Source organism: Pantoea sp. PSNIH1 (assembly GCF_007680655.1).
Taxonomy (GTDB): domain Bacteria; phylum Pseudomonadota; class Gammaproteobacteria; order Enterobacterales; family Enterobacteriaceae; genus Pantoea; species Pantoea eucrina.
On sequence record NZ_VEIP01000003.1, the window covers coordinates 401,495 to 422,083 of the forward strand.

Sequence of the window (20,589 nt, forward strand, 5' to 3'; positions counted from 1 at the left end):
ATGCTTATTCTAACTCGTCGAGTTGGTGAAACCCTCATGATTGGCGATGAGGTGACTGTAACGGTGCTGGGCGTTAAAGGTAACCAGGTCCGCATTGGCGTTAATGCGCCAAAAGAAGTATCGGTACATCGTGAAGAGATTTATCAGCGTATTCAGGCTGAAAAAACACAAACCACGGGTTACTAACGTTTTCAGCGTCTCGCTCATGGGCGAGACGCTACCTTTCTGCTCCCTCCATCCGTTTATTTCTGTTTTAGCTTCCTCGCTTTTTTCATTACTGCTCTGGCTTTTGCTGTTGATAAATCACCCTTTTCGCCGTTAAATCAGCCGAATTGTGCGTCATTTGTGCAATCGAACGCGTAAGTGAAAAAAGTCGGGAGAAATTGTTTGACTTATAAGTCCGGGAAAGTAATATGTGCGCCACGCAGTGCCGATGAGCAGAAACAAGTTCAGAAGCACGGTTCGGAAGAACGCGTAAGGTGAGGTGGCCGAGAGGCTGAAGGCGCTCCCCTGCTAAGGGAGTATGCGGTCAAAAGCTGCATCCGGGGTTCGAATCCCCGCCTCACCGCCATTTCCGATGCATCCATAGCTCAGCTGGATAGAGTACTCGGCTACGAACCGAGCGGTCGGAGGTTCGAATCCTCCTGGATGCACCATCTTTTAGATGGTAGCGGATAAAGTTAAAGAATGAACGAGCAGTTCCTTTCATGGTGAGTTGTTAGCACCCTGCGTAATACAAGAATTACCTCAATGCATCCATAGCTCAGCTGGATAGAGTACTCGGCTACGAACCGAGCGGTCGGAGGTTCGAATCCTCCTGGATGCACCATTCTTTGTATCATTTCAGGCTTGTTGCAGTTAGTCCATCGTAAGAAATACCTCAATGCATCCATAGCTCAGCTGGATAGAGTACTCGGCTACGAACCGAGCGGTCGGAGGTTCGAATCCTCCTGGATGCACCATTCTTCACCCCCTTTCAGTGTTATCAACGTCGCTTCTTTGCAGGCTACGCTTCAGTGCATCCATAGCTCAGCTGGATAGAGTACTCGGCTACGAACCGAGCGGTCGGAGGTTCGAATCCTCCTGGATGCACCATTCTCTGCTTTTTCCCCATATGCTTCAGTTAAACCCGTTACCGACAGCTTCAGCACCCGGGCTGTGCTCTCCAAATCTCCCCGGCAGTACCAGCCGCTTTCGCAATTAACCCGTCTCTGTTCAGCGATTTTAGCGCCGCCAGAGTTCACTGGCGTTAATAGGAATGCTGACTCTCTTTTGTACTCTGTTTTGAAAAATGCTGCATTTACCGCCATTTATGCCCGGTTTTGTTCCCTGACCTTTTTCTGAAAACGAAAATTCCTAATGCTTTCAAAGCATTTGCGGTTAAGCCTGCCTGGCGACAACCTGAGCGCATTAAGCTAAAGTAATGGCTCATTTTGTCGTACGTGCGATATGCCATTACCGTGAATGATTTCCTGATTTATGGCTCGCTGCTGGGCAGCAGCTTTCTGAGCGCCACGCTGCTTCCGGGCAGTTCAGAAGCTGTACTGATAGCGCTGCTGGTTGCTCAGAAAGGATCGGTATATGGCCTGTTGCTGGCTGCATCAGTGGGAAACACGCTGGGTGGCCTGACCAACATTTTTCTTGGTCGCCTTATGCCGCAGAACGGGCAGGGGCGATGGCATGACACAGCATTGACGTGGTTACACCGATGGGGCCCTGCGGCATTGATCTTTAGCTGGCTGCCGGTTGCTGGCGATCTGCTTTGCGTTCTCGCAGGCTGGTTGCGCTTCAGCTGGCTGCCTTGCGTGCTGTTTCTCGCTCTCGGCAAAACGCTGCGTTATATCTTTATCGCGATCGCCACAATACAGGGTATGGAGTGGTGGCATTGATTCGCACAGATTCGAGGCTACGGTTAACATTATGCTGAACAAAAATAAATTATTCTCACAGCGGGAGGTTAATGTGATCCCGGACGTATCAAAAGCGCTCTCCTGGCTGGAAGCGCATCCCGACGCGTTAAAGGGTATCGGCCGTGGCATCGAACGCGAAACGTTACGCGTCGGGCCCGATGGTCATCTGGCTACTACCGGCCATCCGGCATCGCTTGGCTCGGCGCTGAAGCATGACTGGATCACCACGGATTTTGCGGAAACGCTGCTGGAGTTCATTACGCCTGTCGATAAAAATATCGATCGCTCGCTGACCTTCCTGCGCGACATCCATCGCCATGTGGCAAAACAGCTGGGTGAAGAGCGCATGTGGCCCTTCAGTATGCCCGGTCACGTTGACGATACCGATAAAATTGAGCTGGCGCAGTATGGCAGTTCAAACGTGGGCCAGATGAAGACCCTCTACCGGCAGGGGCTGAAAAACCGCTACAGCGCGCTGATGCAGATTATCTCTGGCGTGCACTATAACTTCTCGCTGCCGCTCTCTTTCTGGCAGGAGTGGGCGGATGTAAAAGATGCTGAGAGCGGTAAAGAGACCATCTCTGCGGGCTATCTGCGCCTGATCCGCAACTATTATCGTTTCGGCTGGGTGATCCCTTATCTGTTTGGTGCCTCGCCGGCGATCAGCTCCTCATTTCTTCAGGGGCGTGAGAGCCAGCTGCCGTTTGAAACGGATGGTAAAGATACGCTGTGGCTGCCGTATGCGACCTCTCTGCGCCTGAGTGACCTGGGTTATACCAATAAGTCACAAAGTAATCTCGGTATTACCTTCAACTCGCTGGAAGGGTATGTGAGCGCGCTGAAGGCCGCAATCAAAACCCCTTCTGAAGAGTACGCAGCCATGGGCGTCAAAGATGCTGAAGGCAACTGGCTGCAGCTTAATACTAATGTACTGCAGATTGAGAACGAGCTGTATGCGCCTATCCGTCCGAAGCGCGTTACCCGTTCGGGAGAAGCCCCTTCTGATGCGCTGCTGCGTGGCGGCATTGAGTATATTGAAGTGCGCTCGCTTGATATCAATCCGTTCTCACCGGTAGGTGTGGATGCCGATCAGGCGCGCTTCCTCGATCTGTTCCTGATTTGGTGTACGCTGGCCGATGCCCCTGAACTGAGCGCCAGCGAGCTGCTCTGCAGTCGCAAAAACTGGAACCGCGTGGTGATGGAAGGACGTAAGCCAGGGCTGGTTATTGGCGTTGGCTGCAGCGACACTGAACATTCGCTGGTTGAAGTAGGCAAAGCGCTCTTTGCCGATCTGCGTCGCGTCGCGGAAGTGCTGGATAGCAACGAGGGCAGCACGCAATATCAGCAGGTATGCGATCAACTGGTAGCTTCTTTTGACGATCCTGAGCTAACCTACTCGGCGCGCATTCTTCACGCTATTAAAGAGAACGGCCTGACCGGCGCGGGTGTTGCACTGGCGGAGCAGTACCGGCAGATGCTCTGCGCGGAGCCACTGGAAATTCTGACCGAAGCGGATTTCACTCAGCAGGCGCAGGAGTCTGTTGCTGCACAGCAGGCGCTGGAAGCGAGTGATAGCATAAGCTTTGAGGATTATCTGGCAGGTCGGGAAGGCTGAAAAAGAAAATGGCCACATCACTGTGGCCAAAATTAACATCTCTGTTGTCAGGGATGATGATAACAAATGCGCGTCTTTCATATATTCAGACGCAGAACGACGAGAAAAGTTTCATCGTTCAGAAAAAATTTTTCAAACAGGAGGTGACGTATGCCACTACTGGACAGTTTTACCGTTGATCACACCATCATGGCCGCGCCGGCAGTACGCGTGGCAAAGACCATGACAACTCCGCATGGCGATACCATCACCGTTTTCGATCTGCGTTTCTGCCGGCCAAACATCGACATTCTGACCGAGCGCGGGATCCATACGCTGGAGCATCTGTTTGCCGGCTTTATGCGCGATCACCTCAACGGTGATGGCGTGGAGATCGTAGACATCTCTCCAATGGGGTGCCGTACCGGTTTCTACATGAGCCTGATCGGTACGCCAGACGAGCAGCGCGTGGCGCAGGCGTGGAAAGGGGCGATGGAAGATGTTCTGAAAGTCAAAGATCAGAATCAGATCCCGGAGCTTAATGAGTATCAGTGCGGCAGCTATAAGCTGCACTCCCTGGACGAAGCGCAGCAGATCGCGCGTAATGTTCTGTCACACGAGATCGGTGTTAATCGCAACGAAGATCTGAAGCTGCCAGCAGAGAAGCTGAAAGAACTGCATATCTGATTTGGTCTTTCTGTAAAAACGCCGCATATTCTGCGGCGTTTTTTTGTATCACGATCCCACTGAGCTTTTCAGCGGCTGCTGCGGTGTAACCCGCACCTGCTTCACCATGTTGTCCTGCACGTCGAGAATATCGATGTCATAGCTGCCAACCTGTACCCGCGTTTCGGTCTGCGGGATCTCTTCCAGCGCCTCAAGCAGCATGCCGTTAATGGTGCGCGCTTCCTCTTCCGGCAGCGTCCAGTTGAACGCCTTATTGATTTCGCGCACGTTAGCGCTGCCTTCAATCAGCACCGAGCCATCATTCTGTGGCATCACCTCTTCTGCGAGAGAAGGGGACATGGAGGTAGTAAAGTCGCCAACGATCTCTTCCAGAATATCTTCGATGGTGATGAGCCCCTTAATATCGCCATACTCATCCACTACCAGACCCGCTTTTTTCTTATTGCGCTGGAACTTAACCAGCTGCACATTCAGCGGCGTGCCTTCCGGCACATAGTAGATCTCATCAGCCGCGCGCAGCAGACGATCCTTATTGAACTCCTTTTTTTCCGTCATCATGCGCCAGGCTTCGCGCACGCGCAGCATGCCCACGGTATCGTCCAGCGAATCGCGAAACAGCACAATACGCCCATGCGGTGAGTTACTCAGCTGACGCTCAATCGATTTCCAGTCGTCATTGATATTGATACCAACAATTTCATTGCGCGGCACCATGATGTCATCCACGCTGACTTTTTCCAGATCGAGCACGGAGAGCAGCATATCCTGATTACGGCGAGACATCAGCGAGCGCGACTCGTAGACAATGGTGCGCAGCTCCTCTTTGCTCAGCGCGGAGTTTACGGAGCCCTCTGTTTTAATCCCCACCATACGCATCAGCATGCGCGTAATGGTATTAAGCAGCCAGACCAGTGGCAGCATCACATACTGCAGCGGCGCCAGTAAAACGCTGCTGGGGTAGGCCACTTTTTCAGGGTAGAGCGCTGCGATGGTTTTAGGCAGGACTTCAGCAAAAACCAGAACAACAAAGGTCAGCACGCCGGTGGCGATAGCGACCCCGGCATCACCATACAGACGCATCCCTACGATAGTCCCCAGCGCGGAGGCGAGGATATTGACCAGGTTGTTGCCGATTAAGACCAGACTAATCAGGCGATCGGGCCGGCGCAGCAGTTTCTCAACGCGCCGCGCTGCACGATTACCGCTTTTCGCTTTGTGCCGCAGCTTATAGCGGTTGAGCGTCATCATGCCGGTCTCAGAGCCGGAGAAGTACGCTGAGACCAGCACCATGATGACAAGAATGATAATCATCGTGGTGGTTGAAACATGTTCCAACGAAAAATTCCTTAGTGGGAAGTGAGAAGATGCTGCAGTACGCGACTGCCGAAGTAGGCCATGGTCAGCAGCAGCGCACCGCCGCAGTTAAACCAGACCACGCGGCGTCCGCGCCACCCTTCACGGTAGTGCCCCCAGAGCAGCACGATATAGACGAACCAGGCAAGAATGGAGAGCACCGCTTTATCAATGTTCTCTGCGCTGAACAGGTTATCCATGAAGAAAAGCCCGGTGCAGAGCACCAGCGTCAGCAGCACCACGCCAATCTGCGTGATATGAAACATTTTGCGCTCAATGCTTAGCAGCGGCGGCATATCCTGCGTAAAGGCGAGCTTTTTGTTTTTCAGCTGATAGTCGATCCACGCCAGCTGCAGCGCATAGAGCGCGGCAATAATCAGCGTGGCATAAGCAAACAGCGACAGACCGATATGCACCATCATGCCCGGCGTGGTCTCGAGGTGCGTAATAAAGGCATTCGGGACAAAGGTGGCAAACGCCAGATTAATTAACGCAAAGCTATAAACCACCGGCAGCAGCAGCCAGCCACGGTTACGTGAAGCCACAATAGTCATAATGGCGCAAATCAGCAGGCTCACCAGCGATCCGATATTAAGTAAGCTGAGATTTTGCCCGCTGTCGATAGCAAATATCCGCTGCTGCAGCGCGACAGCATGCGCAATCAGCGCAACGCAGGCGGACAGGACAGCAAATCGCCGCCAGCCGCTGTTACGTTTCAGTAAGCTGGGGATGATAAGTGCAAGACTGAGGGAGTAGGCGAAGAGCGCCACGATCGCGAAAACGAACATAGATCCTTTCTGAGAGTGATGAGATAAGGAAAAAAGCAGTATAGCGTCAGCGGCAGTATGCTCCAAACGATCTCACGGTCAATTGCAGAGATCGCTCAGGCTTCGTGTTATAATCCGGCGCATTGTGTCGCTCAGGCGGCCTCGCTACGGTATTAAGTGAGAGAGCATGTTTGATAATTTAACCGATCGTTTGTCGCAAACCCTGCGCAACATCAGCGGCCGCGGACGGCTGACCGAAGAGAACATCAAAGATACCCTGCGCGAAGTGCGCATGGCGCTGCTGGAGGCGGACGTTGCGCTGCCGGTAGTACGTGAATTTATTAACCGCGTAAAAGAAGCCGCGGTCGGACACGACGTCAATAAAAGCCTGACGCCGGGTCAGGAGTTTATCAAGATTGTCCGCAACGAGCTGATTGCGGCAATGGGGGCTGAAAATAATACCCTGAACCTGAATGCGCAGCCGCCGGCCGTGGTGCTGATGGCGGGCCTGCAGGGTGCCGGTAAAACCACCAGTGTGGGTAAGCTCGGTAAGTTTCTGCGTGAAAAGCACAAGAAAAAAGTGCTGGTGGTCTCAGCTGACGTTTATCGCCCGGCGGCGATTAAACAGCTGGAGACGCTGGCGCAGCAGGTGGGGGTGGATTTCTGTCCCTCCGATCTCAGCCAGAAGCCGGTTGACATCGTTAAGCATGCGCTGAAAGAGGCGAAGCTGAAGTTCTACGACGTGCTGCTGGTGGATACCGCCGGTCGTTTGCACGTAGACGAAGCGATGATGGACGAAATCAAACAGGTCCACGCCGCCATTAATCCGGTGGAAACGCTGTTTGTTGTCGATGCCATGACCGGTCAGGATGCCGCGAACACGGCTAAAGCATTTAATGAAGCGCTGCCGCTGACCGGGGTGATCCTGACCAAGGTTGATGGTGACGCACGCGGCGGTGCCGCGCTTTCGATTCGTCACATCACCGGTAAACCAATCAAGTTTATGGGGATGGGTGAGAAAACCGAGGCGCTGGAAGCGTTTTATCCCGACCGTATCGCCTCGCGCATTCTGGGCATGGGCGATGTCCTGTCGCTGATTGAAGATATTGAAAGCAAGGTTGACCGCGATCAGGCGGAAAAGCTGGCGAAAAAGCTGAAAACCGGTGACGGTTTCGATCTCAATGACTTCCTTGAGCAGCTTAAGCAGATGCGCAATATGGGCGGTATGGCCAGCCTGATGGGCAAACTGCCGGGTATGGGGCAGCTGCCGGACAACGTTAAATCGCAGATGGATGACAAGGTGCTGGTGCGCATGGAGGCCATCATTAACTCCATGACGCGTAAAGAGCGTGAGAAGCCTGAAATCATCAAGGGTTCACGCAAGCGTCGCATCGCGACCGGCGCCGGTATGCAGGTGCAGGATGTCAATCGGCTGCTGAAGCAGTTCGATGATATGCAGCGCATGATGAAAAAGATGAAGAAAGGCGGCATGGCAAAAATGATGCGCGGCATGAAGGGTATGATGCCGCCAGGTTTCCCGGGCCGTTAAGATATCGCTACACAGCCAGAAAAGTATGCTACTGCGGTTGCTTTTTGCGCCAAAATGAGTAAAATTTTCGGGCTTTTTATATTGCACCCGGGCCCCGTTCCTCGATGGGGCCCGGTTGTTTTATTAACTAAAGAGGATGTTATGGTAACAATTCGTTTGGCACGTCACGGCGCAAAAAAGCGTCCGTTCTACCAGGTCGTCGTCACTGACAGCCGCAATGCACGCAACGGCCGCTTCATTGAGCGCGTTGGTTTCTTCAACCCGATCGCATCTGGTCAGGCTGAAGGTCTGCGTCTGGACCTGGACCGTATTGAGCACTGGGTTGGCCAGGGCGCAACGCTTTCCGATCGCGTTAACGCGCTGATCAAAGAAGCAAAAAAAGCAGCTTAATCTGTCACGGTGGTGAGCATGACCAGTAAACCTGCCGCACAGCCTCCTGTTAACCCCATCGTTTTGGGCAAAATGGGTGCCGCTTACGGAATTCGGGGCTGGCTCAAAGTGTTTTCCTCCACTGAAGACGCTGAAAGCATCTTCGACTACCAACCCTGGTTTATCCAGCGCGCCGGTAAATGGCAGCAGGTAGAACTGGAAGGTTGGAAGCACCACAATCAGGACCTGATTATCAAAGTCAACGGCATTGACGATCGGGACGCGGCGGCGCAGTTAACCAATTGTGAAATCACGGTTGACTCCACGCAGCTGCCTGCGCTGGGAGAGGGTGATTACTACTGGAAAGACCTTATGGGTTGTAAAGTAGTTAACCTCGACGGCTATGAGATGGGCAAAGTCATTGATTTGATGGAAACCGGCTCAAACGACGTACTCGTCGTTAAGGCGAACCTGAAAGATGCATTCGGTGTACAGGAGCGGTTAATACCGTTTCTCGATGAACAGGTTATCAAGAAAGTCGATCTCGCTACTGGCACTATTGAAGTAGACTGGGATCCTGGTTTTTGATCTCCGGACAATCCGGTAACGTAACGGCGAACGCGATGTGGATTGGTGTTATCAGCCTGTTTCCAGAGATGTTTCGCGCTATTACCGAGTACGGGGTAACTGGCCGGGCAGTTAAAAATGGCCTGCTCAACATTGAGAGCTGGAGTCCTCGTGACTTCACGCACGACCGGCACCGTACCGTGGACGATCGTCCTTACGGCGGCGGACCGGGAATGTTGATGATGGTGCAACCCTTACGGGATGCGATCCACGCAGCGAAAGCAGCGGCGGGAGAAGGTGCTAAGGTGATTTATCTGTCACCTCAGGGGCGCAAACTTGACCAGCAGGGCGTTTGCGAATTGGCGACTAACCAGAAACTGATTCTGGTCTGTGGTCGCTACGAAGGTATTGATGAGCGCGTGATCCATACAGAGATTGACGAAGAGTGGTCAATCGGTGATTACGTTCTCAGTGGTGGTGAGCTGCCAGCCATGACGCTGATTGACTCCGTCGCCCGGTTTATTCCCGGCGTACTGGGCAAGCAGGCGTCCGCCGATGAAGACTCATTCTCGGATGGTTTGCTGGATTGCCCGCACTATACCCGGCCTGAAGTGTTAGAAGGGATGGAAGTACCGTCAGTTCTGCTGTCGGGCAACCATGCCGATATTCGCCGCTGGCGCCTGAAACAGTCGCTAGGCCGTACCTGGCTAAGAAGACCTGAACTTCTGGAAAACCTGGCTCTGACTGAAGAGCAAGCAAGGTTGCTGAATGAGTTCCAGCGGGAACAGCAGCAGCAACAAAACGATGAAGCGGAAGAGTAATCTTCCCTGACTATCAGTTTACCCAGGATATGAGATTTAATTATGAGCAACATTATCAAGCAAATTGAACAAGAACAGCTGAAACAGGATGTACCTTCATTCCGTCCGGGTGATTCCGTGGAAGTGAAAGTATGGGTCGTTGAAGGTTCTAAAAAACGTCTGCAGGCATTCGAGGGCGTGGTTATCGCTATTCGTAACCGCGGTCTGCACTCTGCATTCACTGTTCGTAAGATTTCCAACGGCGAAGGCGTTGAGCGTGTCTTCCAGACTCACTCTCCGGTAATTGACAGCATTACTGTCAAACGTCGTGGTGCTGTGCGTAAAGCCAAACTGTACTACCTGCGTGAGCGCACCGGTAAGTCAGCTCGTATCAAAGAGCGTCTTGGCGCGTAAGCGACATCTCAAAGTTAATAGCAAACAAGGGGTTGGCATAATGCCAGCCCCTTTTTTATGGATGCTTTAAGCGATAAACCGCGGCCTCAACCGGCCCGTCCGGCAGCACAATCAGCCCGTGCTGGCAGCCTGTCAGCGTAAACCCGCTGCGTAATGCCACGGCGCGGCTGGCGACATTATCTGTGGCGGCCAGGATTTCCAGCTCCGTGATATCTGGCCGGCTAAAACCCAGGGTTATCAGTTGCGCTACCGCGCGTGTAGCCACGCCCTGACGCTGCGCATCGCTGCGTACCCAGTAGCCCAGCGCTGCAACCTCGCCGGGCTGACGGGCAAAACGGATCCCGGCCCCTCCCAGCAGACGATAACGGCTGTCTGCGATCGCAAACCTTTCGGCCTCACCTCTGACACGCTCTGCGTGAGCGAAATTAAACCAGCTTACTGCCTCTTCCGGCCGGTAATTTTCATGCGCCCACGTCATCCAGGGCAGCAGGGTATCAAGAGACTGATTGACGGCCTCAGCAAAAGCAGTTGCATCTGACAGCGCAAAGGGACGCAGGATTATCTCAGTCATAATCAGTCAGCCTTCATAAATTGTGAGGAATTACAGAATATTAACTGAGCGCGCAGTGAAAAACGAGTCGCAGCTCTACGATAGTGTAATTTTATATTTACATCCATCCGGCAAGGTATACAGTGTCATTTATTTATATATATCTGATAAATATGTATTTAAATGCAAATTTATACGGTGGTGCAATGCAGGTGGTAAAAATAGTGTACACGCATGGATTGCATACAATACAGCCTGTGATAGAGTAAGCGTCATCCTCACTGAGGATTCAAACCGCACAGATGAGTAAAAAGGATCGCCACCATGCAGAAAGACGCGCTGAATAACGTACATATCGCTGACGAACAGATTTTAATTACGCCGCAGGAGCTGAAAGCACGCTTTCCGCTGACGGCAGAGCAGGAAGCTCAGATTACTGCTTCGCGTAAAACTATTGCGGACATTATTGCCGGGCGCGATCCGCGTCTGCTGGTGGTCTGCGGTCCCTGCTCAATTCACGATCCGGAAGCAGCGTTAGCGTACGCCCGTCAGTTAAAAGATCTCTCTGTGCAGCTGAAGGATCAGCTCTATATCGTCATGCGCGTCTATTTTGAAAAACCCCGCACCACCGTAGGCTGGAAAGGGCTGATCAACGATCCTTACATGAACAACTCATTTGATATGGAAGCCGGGCTGCACATTGCGCGTCAGCTGCTGGTAAACCTGGTTGAAATGGGTTTGCCACTGGCGACAGAAGCGCTGGATCCTAATAGCCCGCAATATCTCGGCGATCTGTTTAGCTGGTCAGCCATTGGTGCGCGCACCACGGAATCACAAACGCACCGTGAAATGGCGTCTGGTCTTTCAATGCCGGTAGGTTTTAAAAACGGCACCGATGGCAGTCTCGGCACGGCGATCAACGCTATGCGTGCGGCAGCGATGCCTCACCGTTTTGTCGGCATTAACCAGGCAGGGCAGGTCTGCCTGCTGCAGACGCAGGGCAACCCGGACGGACACGTGATCCTGCGCGGTGGCAAAGCGCCTAACTACGGCCCGGACGATGTTGCACAGTGTGAAAAAGAGATGCTGAAAGCAGGACTGCGCCCGGCCTTAATGATAGATTGCAGCCATGGCAATTCTAACAAAGACTATCGTCGTCAGCCTGGCGTAGCCGAATCGGCTATTGCGCAGATCAAAGATGGAAACCGCTCTATTATTGGCCTGATGCTTGAGAGCAATATTCACGAAGGCAATCAGCCTTCAGAGCAGCCGCGCAGCGAAATGAAGTATGGTGTCTCGGTGACCGATGCCTGCATTGACTGGAATACTACCGAAACGCTGCTGCGCACGATCCATCAGGATCTGCAGGGAGTACTGTCGGCGCGTCTGTCACACGAGGTATAAAGAGTCATGGTGGCTGAACTGACCGCATTGCGCGATCAAATTGATGAAGTCGATCAGGCGCTGCTTGGGCTGCTGGCAAAACGACTGGAGCTGGTGGCACAGGTTGGCGAAGTAAAAAGCCGTTACGGCCTGCCGATTTATGTACCCGAGCGTGAAGCAAGCATGCTGGCGTCACGCCGGCAGGAAGCAGAAGCGCTCGGCGTATCTCCCGATCTGATTGAAGATGTATTGCGTCGTCTGATGCGGGAATCCTATACCCATGAGAATGATAAAGGTTTCAAAACCCTTTGTCCTTCACTGCGTCCGGTAGTGATCGTCGGCGGCAGCGGCAAGATGGGGCGTCTGTTTGAAAAAATGCTGACACTGTCCGGTTATCAGGTGCGCATTCTGGACAAAGAGGACTGGGATCGCGCCGATCGGCTGCTGCAGGATGCGGGCATGGTGATCATCAGTGTCCCAATCCATCTTACCGAGAAGATCATCGCCGATCTGCCTGCGCTGCCGGACGACTGCATCCTGGTCGATCTTGCATCGGTAAAAAACAGGCCGCTGCAGGCCATGCTTGCCGCGCACGCCGGACCGGTACTGGGGCTGCACCCGATGTTTGGGCCCGACAGCGGCAGTCTGGCAAAACAGGTTGTGGTCTGGTGCGACGGTCGTCAGCCGGAAGCGTATCAGTGGTTCCTGGAACAGATTCAGGTTTGGGGAGCACGGCTGCACTGCATCAGCGCCGCAGAGCACGATCAGAACATGGCCTTTATTCAGGCGCTGCGTCACTTTACGACTTTTGCTTACGGCCTTCACCTGGCTGAAGAGAATGTGAACCTGGATCAGCTGCTGGCGCTCTCCTCACCTATTTACCGGCTGGAGCTGGCCATGGTAGGGCGGCTATTTGCGCAGGATCCACAGCTCTATGCCGATATCATTATGGCTTCAGAAAGCAACCTGGCGCTGATAAAACGTTACCATCAGCGCTTTGGTGAAGCTATATCGCTACTGGAACAGAGCAATAAGCAGGCGTTTATCAGCAGTTTTGAGCGCGTGGAACAGTGGTTTGGCGATCACGCCCAGCGTTTTCTGGTTGAAAGCCGCAGTCTGTTACGCTCGGCTAACGATAGCCGGCAATAAAAAAAGGCACCCTCAGCGGTGCCTTTTCTGCTTATATGCGGGGTTCAACCGGAACCACATTTTCACCGGGATAGCAGCCCAGCACTTTCAGTGAGCGCGTCAGCTGGCGTAATTCTGCCAGCGCCAGCTGCATATTTTCCGACTGCAGATTGCCCTGCACATCAATGTAGAACATCTCTTCCCACGGGTTACCGTTAATCGGGCGATTCTCCAGCCGGCTCATAATCAGATTATGGTTGCGCAGTACCAGCAGGGCCTCTACCAGCGCACCCGCCTGCTGACCGGTAGCCATGATCAGCGTGGTTTTGGCCGGGACCTGCACCGAAACGTCAACCGGCTTGCGCGCCAGTACGATAAAACGCGTGTGGTTCTGCTGCTGATTTGCCAGGTTACGCTCCAGCACCTGCAGCCCATAGAGTTCACCGCCTGCTTCGCTGCCCAGGGCGGCAACCTCTGGGGAATTAAGCGCGGCGACTTTCTCCATGGCTGCGGCAGTGCTTTCGGTGTACTCAATTTTCCACTGCGGGAAACGGTTAATAAACTGACTGCACTGCTGAAAAGGCTGGGGATGACTGTAGACGGTTTTGATCTGTTTAAGCGTGGTGGTCTCTTTTACCAGTACACAGTGCTCGATAGGGATGGTCAGTTCGCCAATGATTGAGAGCGACGTCTGCTGCAGCAGATCGTAAACATCATTGATAGAGCCTGAGCTGGTGTTTTCAATTGGCATCACCGCATAGTCAGCCTGGCCAGCCTCAACCTGCTGGATAATATCCTGAAATTTCAGACAGCCGTTTTCAACATATGAAGAAAAATGGCGTGACGCATATTTACGGGCGGCCAGATGCGAATAAGATCCCTTAGGTCCCAGAAAGGCGATGCGGGGCGCCAGCGCGTGCGGGTGGTTCAGGTTTTTCTGCAGCAGCGCCTGCTGCGTCAGCACCGAATCTTCAATAATCAGCTGAAACAGACGGGTAATGTAGTGGGCATCGAGCTGCTGCTGCTTACCGAGGGAAATCAGATTTTCCAGCAGGGCACGCTCCCGCTCAATATCACGTATGGGCCGCAGCGTGGTCAGTTTCGCCTGGGCAACTTCGATTGCCAGCGACCGTCGCTCGGCCAGCAGCGTAAGTAGTTTGCTGTCAACTGCGCTGATTTTATCGCGCAGCACCAGCAGTGGATTATCGATACTCATTAAGCTCACCTGTAAATACAGTTAAAAAAAAAGCCTCCCGGCGGGGGAGGCTTTGTCATTCGTCTTCGCATTCATTTTCGCATGACGACGCGCCTCCCGTTCAGGGGAAGGTAAAAAAGAATGCGAAGAAAAATGGCTGATGTTTCATGGTTTATTCCGGCAGGTAAGTGTTCTGAGAGTAATCGTACTGCTTAAAAGCTGTCAATAAAAAACGCGCCAGCTGGCGCGTTTTTTGTAACTGCAGAGTTTATCCTGCCGGAATGAAATCTTTAACACTGCTGGCAGCGCGGCGTGCTTCAGGCTTGTGCTGAGCTTTATTTAGCTGGCGCTCCAGCTTCGCGATCAAATCGTTGATGGCGGTATACATATCATCATGTTTAGCACTGGCAACCAGAGTACCGTTGGGCGTGTTAATGGTGGCATCCGCTACGAACTCTTTGGGCTCTTTAGACAACACGATGTGTGGATTGATGAGGTGGGCTTGCCACTTTTCCAGTTTAGCGAGACGGTCTTCGACATGGCTGCGAATTGCTGCAGTGATTTCCATTTGTTTGCTGGTAATGTTCAGAATCATAGTTAAACCTCTCTGTCATTTCCGTCTGGGTAGAGTCAGCATACCGCGCCACACAGGAATTTATGTGATCTGGATCACATACGAACGTCACATTTTGTCAACGCAGGAGATTTGCGAGAAAGGCCGGAGATTATTTAAAAAATGCTTGAAGCCAGCACTACAGCAGGGCAGGATTGACGGGTTAACCGCAACGCAAATGCCCTTTGCAGGCATAAAAAAAGCAGCCAAACGGCTGCTTTTTAAGCACGTTATCAACCACTTTTTTAACTGTTATTGGCCGCGATAATTTTCGCAACTTTGTCAGCTTCGGCCGTTAACTGCAGCTGGCGATAAGCATTCTCCATCAGCGGCAGCGCATCGCGTGTTGCCTGCGTATCCTGATAATCACGCATCATGCCTTCCACACGATTAACAACAGCGACATAAGCCCCGCGCTTGGTATAGAATTGCGCCACCGAAAGTTCATATTTCGCCAGACGATCTTTCAGATAGGTCAGGCGTTTCTGAGCATCCGCCGCATACTGGCTGTTTGGGTAGCTACGCAGCAGCTGGGAGAAGTCACGGAAGGCGTCGCGCGCATGGTTGGGATCGCGATCGGAGCGATCGATACCAAAGAAGCCCTGCAGAGCGGAGTCATCCAGGGCCATATCCGTCAGACCTTTCATATAGATGACGTAATCGATATTCGGATGAGTCGGGTTCAGACGCATAAAGCGCGAGATAGCAGCCTGCGCCAGCGGAAGATCGGCATTTTTGTAATACGCGTAGATTAAATCCAGCTGCACCTGCTGCGAGTAAGGACCAAATGGATAACGATTATCCAGCGCTTCCAGTTGCTTAATTGCCGCTTTGAAGTTACCGTCCTGCAGCTTTTGCTGAGCTGTGGCATAAATTTCAGACGGCGGGCTGTCCGGAACCGGATCAGATGAGCCGGAGCAGCCTACCAGGGCCAGGCTCAATGTGGCGGCAGCCACCAGATGTTTCATACGCGTCATGACGAAATGATTATCCTCAAAATGTTATGGCGGAAGCTGTCCGTATAGCTCCCGGTAATGACCAGTACGATAGCACATTATATTAAACGGCATCGCCGTAAAACCCAACGTTAACGAAGAAGCTGTATATGGCACAACAAGTTCAACTCACCGCAACGGTGTCCGAAGCACAGCTTGGACAACGTTTAGATCAGACTTTGGCAGAATTGTTCCCTGATTATTCACGCTCCCGCATAAAAGAGTGGATCCTCGATCGCCGCGTCAGCGTCAACGGCACTATCATCGATAAACCGAAAGAGAAAGTTCTGGGCGGTGAGCAGGTGGCTATTGATGCTGAGATTGAAGAGGAACAGCGCTGGGAAGCGCAGAACATTCCTCTTAATATCGTTTATGAAGATGACCATATTCTGGTTATCAATAAACCCCGCGACCTGGTGGTACACCCCGGTGCAGGTAATCCTGACGGCACTATTCTGAATGCACTGCTCTACCACTTTCCGCCGATCGCTGATGTACCGCGCGCCGGTATCGTACATCGCCTGGATAAAGACACCACTGGCCTGATGGTCGTGGCAAAAACGGTTCCGGCACAGACGCATCTGGTGGAAACGCTACAGCTGCGTGAAATCACGCGTGAATATGAAGCGGTTGCCATCGGTACGATGACGGCTGGCGGCACCGTTGATGAACCCATGGCGCGACACTCCACCAAGCGTACCCACATGGCCGTCCATCCGATGGGAAAACCGGCAACCACGCACTACCGCATCATGGAGCATTTCCGGGCCCATACGCGCCTGCGCCTGCGCCTGGAGACGGGCCGTACGCATCAGATCCGTGTTCATATGGCGCATATCAACCATCCGCTGGTGGGCGATCCGCTCTACGGTGGCCGGCCGCGCCCGCCAAAAGGGGCGTCAGAGGCGTTCATTAATACGCTGCGCGGATTTGATCGTCAGGCGCTGCACGCGACAATGCTGCGTCTCTATCATCCGATAACCGGTATTGAAATGGAGTGGCATGCTCCGCTGCCGCAGGACATGGTTGATCTGATTGACGCCTTAAAAGCCGATACGGAAGAGTTCCGCGATCGCATGGACTGGCTATGAGCGAATGGATCATCCCGGACTGGCCTGCTCCGCAGCGCGTTCGGGCCTGCTCCACGACCCGGCGGGGCGGTCATAGCCTGGCGCCCTGGGATTCGCTCAACCCGGCGGCTCACGTCGGGGATGCGCCCGCTCACGTGATGCGTAATCGCCAGCACATCACAGAAACATTATCGCTTTCTGCAATGCCGCAGTGGCTGGATCAGATACATGGCAATGCGGTAGTGCGCCTGCCTGCAGCCTGTGCGCTGCCACAGGCTGACGCGGCCATTACCCGGGAGCCGGGCGTGGTGTGCGCCATTATGACGGCTGACTGCCTGCCGGTGCTGTTTTGCAGTAAAGATGGCAGTGAAATCGCAGCAGCCCATGCGGGCTGGCGCGGCCTCTGTAACGGCGTGCTGGAACAGACGCTGGCGCAGTTTCACTGTCCGGCCAGCGAGGTATATGCCTGGCTGGGCCCGGCTATCGGACCCGGTGCGTTTGAAGTAGGAGCGGAAGTACGTCAGGCATTTATGGCCCACGATGCGCGCGCAGAAGTGGCCTTTCGTCCGGCAGGCGCAAAATATTTTGCGGATATCTGGCTGCTGGCCGAACAGCGTCTGCTTAGCGCAGGCGTAACCTCTGTCAGCGGTTCACGACGCTGCACGTTCACAGAAAAGCAGGATTTTTTCTCTTTTCGCCGCGACGGTGTTACCGGGCGTATGGCTACATTAATCTGGCTGCAATAACCTTACGCCCGGAGACGAGCCGGGTAGCCTGTTTTTTGCTCACAATATCAGGTCAGAAACCTTGAAAATTGGAGGCCTGACCTCATCTTAATCTCCAGTAGCATTTTGACCTGTAACGGGAGGAATTATGCGTCTGGATCGTCTTACCAACAAATTCCAGCTAGCCCTTGCTGATGCCCAGTCCCTGGCTCTGGGACAGGATAACCAGTTTATTGAACCGCTTCATGTGATGAGCGCTCTGCTCAACCAGGAAGGGGGATCGGTGCGTCCGCTGCTTAGCGCAGCAGGAGCCGATGTCGCCACTCTGCGTAGCAGTATTGAACAGGCAATCAATCGTCTGCCCCAGGTCGAAGGCACCGAGGGGGATGTACAGCCCTCAGCCGATCTGGTGCGGGTGCTGAACCTGTGTGACAAACTGGCGCAAAAGCGCGGCGATAACTTTATCTCATCTGAATTATTTGTTCTGGCGGCTCTGGATTCACGCGGTTCACTGGCGGATCTGCTTAAAGCTGCCGGCGTGACGTCTGACAAACTCGCGAACGCTATCGAACAATTGCGCGGAGGCGAAAACGTGAATGACCAGGGAGCTGAAGATCAGCGCCAGGCACTGAAAAAATATACCATCGATCTCACCGAGCGCGCCGAACGTGGCAAGCTGGACCCGGTAATCGGACGCGATGAAGAGATCCGCCGTACCATCCAGGTGTTGCAGCGCCGTACCAAGAATAACCCGGTATTGATTGGTGAACCCGGCGTGGGTAAAACCGCCATTGTTGAAGGGCTGGCTCAGCGCATTATCAATGGTGAAGTGCCTGAAGGCCTGAAAGGTCGTCGCGTACTGGCGCTGGATATGGGGGCGCTGGTGGCGGGAGCCAAATACCGTGGTGAATTTGAGGAGCGCCTGAAAGGGGTGTTGAACGATCTCGCGAAGCAGGAAGGCAATGTCATTCTGTTTATCGATGAGCTGCACACGATGGTAGGCGCAGGCAAAGCTGATGGCGCGATGGACGCAGGAAACATGCTGAAGCCAGCTCTGGCGCGTGGTGAACTGCACTGCGTTGGCGCAACCACGCTGGATGAGTATCGGCAGTATATAGAAAAGGATGCTGCCCTGGAGCGTCGCTTCCAGAAAGTATTTGTGGCAGAGCCCAGCGTCGAAGATACCATCGCTATTCTGCGCGGTCTGAAAGAGCGCTATGAGCTGCATCACCATGTGCAGATCACCGACCCGGCTATTGTGGCAGCAGCAACGTTGTCACATCGCTATATCGCCGACCGGCAGCTGCCAGATAAAGCGATCGACCTGATTGATGAAGCTGCATCCAGTATTCGTCTGCAGATCGATTCGAAACCTGAGCCGCTCGATCGTCTGGAGCGCCGTATCATCCAGCTGAAACTGGAGCAGCAGGCGCTGAAGAAAGAGTCTGACGATGCCAGCGTCAAGCGTCTTGAGATGCTGGAGACGGAGCTGAATCAGAAAGAGCGCGAATATGCAGAACTGGAAGAGGAGTGGAAAGCTGAAAAGGCGTCACTCACCGGTACGCAAAATATTAAAGCGGAGCTGGAGCAGGCAAGACTGACGCTGGAACAGGCGCGGCGCACAGGCGATCTGGCGCAAATGTCAGAGCTGCAGTATGGCAAAATTCCGGCGCTGGAAAAGCAGCTGGCGAGTGCCACTCAGGCTGAAGGCAAAATCATGAAGCTGCTACGCAACCGCGTAACGGATGTTGAGATTGCCGACGTACTGGCGCGCTGGACCGGTATTCCGGTAGCACGCATGATGGAAGGTGAGCGCGACAAACTGCTGCGTATGGAGCAGGAATTACATGCGCGGGTTATCGGCCAGAACGAAGCGGTAGAGGCGGTTTCAAATGCCATCCGTCGCAGCCGGGCGGGCTTATCCGATCCCAATCGCCCGATTGGTTCATTCCTGTTCCTCGGCCCAACCGGGGTAGGTAAAACCGAACTGTGTAAAGCGCTGGCAAATTTCCTGTTTGACAGCGACGATGCGATGGTGCGAATCGACATGTCTGAGTTTATGGAAAAACATTCGGTTTCGCGGCTGGTGGGTGCACCTCCGGGGTATGTCGGATATGAGGAGGGCGGTTATCTTACTGAAGCGGTACGCCGCCGGCCTTATTCCGTAATCCTACTGGATGAAGTTGAGAAAGCGCATCCGGATGTATTTAACATCCTGCTGCAGGTTCTGGATGATGGACGACTGACGGATGGTCAGGGGCGTACCGTAGATTTCCGCAACTCAGTGGTGATCATGACGTCGAACCTGGGATCGGATTTAATTCAGGAGCGCTTCGGTGCGCTTGATTACCCAGCGATGAAAGAAACGGTAATGACGGTAGTCGGACACCACTTCCGTCCTGAGTTTATCAACCGTATCGATGAAGTAGTGGTATTTCATCCGCTGGGAGAGCAGCACATTGCCTCTATTGCGCAGATACAGCTGCAGCGGCTTTATCAGCGTCTGGAAGATCGCGGCTATCAGCTGCACATCTCCGAAGCAGCACTGAAACTGCTTGGTGAGAATGGCTACGATCCGGTTTACGGTGCGCGTCCGCTCAAACGGGCTATCCAGCAGCATATTGAGAACCCGCTGGCGCAGAAGATACTCTCCGGGGCGTTTGTGCCAGGAAAAACCATCGAGATGGATGTAAGCGAAGGCGAAATTGTCGCTCACCAGTAAGTGTTGTGCATAAAAACGGGCCTGCGGGCCCGTTTTTTGTTTCTTTAATATACAGCTGAGCTGGTTTTTACAACGCATTGCCTGGAAAGTAAGCGCCCGAGCAAAAAAGTTGAAATTAGCACTTGTCACCCGGCGAGAACTCCCTATAATGCGCCACCACTGAGACGGCAAAGCGGCAACGCAGACGGGCTCAGCAGG

General features: G+C 53.4%; 21 protein-coding genes, 5 tRNA genes and 1 other annotated feature. Of the genes, 19 read left to right on the plus strand and 7 right to left on the minus strand.

The genetic code is table 11. The annotated features are described in order from the left end of the window. The 9 genes from csrA (at position 1) to luxS (ending at position 4,191) form a co-directional block, all read left to right on the plus strand. The gene (gene csrA / locus FS690_RS11370; RefSeq protein ID WP_039379826.1) at positions 1-186 is read left to right on the plus strand and encodes a carbon storage regulator CsrA; all 186 of its coding nucleotides are present in this window, start codon (positions 1-3) and stop codon (positions 184-186) included. A gap of 292 nt (positions 187-478) precedes the next feature. Then, a tRNA-Ser gene (locus tag FS690_RS11375) sits at positions 479-571 on the plus strand. Between the two features lie 8 nt (positions 572-579). Further along, positions 580-656 (plus strand) — tRNA-Arg (locus tag FS690_RS11380). 96 nt (positions 657-752) lie between these two features. Beyond that, a tRNA-Arg gene (locus tag FS690_RS11385) sits at positions 753-829 on the plus strand. A 56-nt stretch (positions 830-885) separates the two neighbouring features. Then, positions 886-962, plus strand: a tRNA-Arg gene (locus FS690_RS11390). Positions 963-1,018: 56 nt separating this feature from the next. Beyond that, positions 1,019-1,095 (plus strand) — tRNA-Arg (locus tag FS690_RS11395). Between the two features lie 365 nt (positions 1,096-1,460). Further along, complete coding sequence (locus FS690_RS11400) at positions 1,461-1,889, plus strand: YqaA family protein (protein ID WP_145339640.1); 429 nt, start codon at positions 1,461-1,463, stop codon at positions 1,887-1,889. A 31-nt stretch (positions 1,890-1,920) separates the two neighbouring features. After that, the gene (gshA, locus tag FS690_RS11405) at positions 1,921-3,525 is read left to right on the plus strand and encodes a glutamate--cysteine ligase (protein ID WP_039379822.1); all 1,605 of its coding nucleotides are present in this window, start codon (positions 1,921-1,923) and stop codon (positions 3,523-3,525) included. 150 nt (positions 3,526-3,675) lie between these two features. Next, on the plus strand, positions 3,676-4,191 hold the full coding sequence (gene luxS / locus FS690_RS11410) for an S-ribosylhomocysteine lyase (protein ID WP_145339632.1): 516 nt from the start codon (positions 3,676-3,678) through the stop codon (positions 4,189-4,191). 48 nt (positions 4,192-4,239) lie between these two features. Here the strand turns inward: luxS and FS690_RS11415 are convergent, their stop codons facing one another. Further along, a complete protein-coding gene (locus tag FS690_RS11415; RefSeq protein ID WP_039379818.1) occupies positions 4,240-5,526 on the minus strand; it encodes an HlyC/CorC family transporter in 1,287 nt (428 codons plus the stop codon). A gap of 11 nt (positions 5,527-5,537) precedes the next feature. After that, complete coding sequence (locus FS690_RS11420) at positions 5,538-6,332, minus strand: inner membrane protein YpjD (RefSeq protein ID WP_039379815.1); 795 nt, start codon at positions 6,330-6,332, stop codon at positions 5,538-5,540. 166 nt (positions 6,333-6,498) lie between these two features. Here FS690_RS11420 and ffh point away from each other — a divergent pair, with 166 nt between their 5' ends. The 5 genes from ffh to rplS all read left to right on the plus strand — a co-directional run bounded on the left by ffh (position 6,499) and on the right by rplS (position 10,010). Then, complete coding sequence (gene ffh, locus FS690_RS11425; RefSeq protein ID WP_039379813.1) at positions 6,499-7,860, plus strand: signal recognition particle protein; 1,362 nt, start codon at positions 6,499-6,501, stop codon at positions 7,858-7,860. Positions 7,861-8,001: 141 nt separating this feature from the next. Then, positions 8,002-8,250, plus strand: coding sequence for a 30S ribosomal protein S16 (rpsP, locus tag FS690_RS11430; RefSeq protein WP_007893313.1), 249 nt, complete (start codon positions 8,002-8,004; stop codon positions 8,248-8,250). 18 nt (positions 8,251-8,268) lie between these two features. Then, complete coding sequence (rimM, locus tag FS690_RS11435) at positions 8,269-8,817, plus strand: ribosome maturation factor RimM (RefSeq protein ID WP_039379809.1); 549 nt, start codon at positions 8,269-8,271, stop codon at positions 8,815-8,817. A gap of 35 nt (positions 8,818-8,852) precedes the next feature. After that, positions 8,853-9,617, plus strand: coding sequence for a tRNA (guanosine(37)-N1)-methyltransferase TrmD (gene trmD, locus FS690_RS11440; RefSeq protein WP_052246437.1), 765 nt, complete (start codon positions 8,853-8,855; stop codon positions 9,615-9,617). Positions 9,618-9,659: 42 nt separating this feature from the next. Then, positions 9,660-10,010 (plus strand): 50S ribosomal protein L19, encoded by a 351-nt coding sequence (rplS, locus tag FS690_RS11445; protein ID WP_039379805.1) that lies wholly within the window; start codon positions 9,660-9,662, stop codon positions 10,008-10,010. Between the two features lie 55 nt (positions 10,011-10,065). Here rplS and FS690_RS11450 read toward each other — a convergent pair whose 3' ends face one another. Next, a complete protein-coding gene (locus FS690_RS11450; RefSeq protein WP_108569614.1) occupies positions 10,066-10,581 on the minus strand; it encodes a GNAT family N-acetyltransferase in 516 nt (171 codons plus the stop codon). Positions 10,582-10,884: 303 nt separating this feature from the next. Between FS690_RS11450 and FS690_RS11455 the strand changes: the two genes are divergently transcribed. Both FS690_RS11455 and tyrA read left to right on the plus strand, forming a co-directional pair. Beyond that, positions 10,885-11,964 carry a 3-deoxy-7-phosphoheptulonate synthase gene (locus FS690_RS11455; protein WP_071668528.1) on the plus strand — a complete coding sequence of 360 codons (1,080 nt, stop codon included), beginning with the start codon at positions 10,885-10,887 and terminating at the stop codon, positions 11,962-11,964. A gap of 6 nt (positions 11,965-11,970) precedes the next feature. Then, positions 11,971-13,092 carry a bifunctional chorismate mutase/prephenate dehydrogenase gene (tyrA, locus tag FS690_RS11460; protein WP_071668527.1) on the plus strand — a complete coding sequence of 374 codons (1,122 nt, stop codon included), beginning with the start codon at positions 11,971-11,973 and terminating at the stop codon, positions 13,090-13,092. 31 nt (positions 13,093-13,123) lie between these two features. Here tyrA and pheA read toward each other — a convergent pair whose 3' ends face one another. The 4 genes from pheA to bamD all read right to left on the minus strand — a co-directional run bounded on the left by pheA (position 13,124) and on the right by bamD (position 15,856). After that, the gene (gene pheA, locus FS690_RS11465) at positions 13,124-14,287 is read right to left on the minus strand and encodes a bifunctional chorismate mutase/prephenate dehydratase (RefSeq protein ID WP_145339633.1); all 1,164 of its coding nucleotides are present in this window, start codon (positions 14,285-14,287) and stop codon (positions 13,124-13,126) included. A gap of 23 nt (positions 14,288-14,310) precedes the next feature. Beyond that, positions 14,311-14,436, minus strand: a sequence feature (Phe leader region). Then, the gene (gene pheL, locus FS690_RS11470) at positions 14,388-14,435 is read right to left on the minus strand and encodes a pheA operon leader peptide PheL (RefSeq protein ID WP_104085515.1); all 48 of its coding nucleotides are present in this window, start codon (positions 14,433-14,435) and stop codon (positions 14,388-14,390) included. Its footprint overlaps the feature before it by 48 nt. 98 nt (positions 14,437-14,534) lie before the next feature. Continuing rightward, positions 14,535-14,861: a ribosome-associated translation inhibitor RaiA gene (gene raiA / locus FS690_RS11475; protein ID WP_039379797.1), complete on the minus strand. Its 327-nt coding sequence runs from the start codon at positions 14,859-14,861 to the stop codon at positions 14,535-14,537. Positions 14,862-15,124: 263 nt separating this feature from the next. Next, positions 15,125-15,856, minus strand: coding sequence for an outer membrane protein assembly factor BamD (bamD, locus tag FS690_RS11480; protein ID WP_065648353.1), 732 nt, complete (start codon positions 15,854-15,856; stop codon positions 15,125-15,127). Positions 15,857-15,984: 128 nt separating this feature from the next. Here bamD and rluD point away from each other — a divergent pair, with 128 nt between their 5' ends. From rluD to clpB, 3 genes are all read left to right on the plus strand, one after another. Continuing rightward, positions 15,985-16,965, plus strand: a complete 981-nt coding sequence (gene rluD, locus FS690_RS11485; RefSeq protein WP_071668525.1) for a 23S rRNA pseudouridine(1911/1915/1917) synthase RluD — start codon at positions 15,985-15,987, stop codon at positions 16,963-16,965. After that, the gene (gene yfiH, locus FS690_RS11490) at positions 16,962-17,690 is read left to right on the plus strand and encodes a purine nucleoside phosphorylase YfiH (protein ID WP_145339634.1); all 729 of its coding nucleotides are present in this window, start codon (positions 16,962-16,964) and stop codon (positions 17,688-17,690) included. Before rluD ends, yfiH begins: the two co-directional genes overlap by 4 nt. A 127-nt stretch (positions 17,691-17,817) precedes the next feature. Continuing rightward, a complete protein-coding gene (gene clpB / locus FS690_RS11495; RefSeq protein WP_071668523.1) occupies positions 17,818-20,391 on the plus strand; it encodes an ATP-dependent chaperone ClpB in 2,574 nt (857 codons plus the stop codon). Positions 20,392-20,589: the final 198 nt, after the last annotated feature.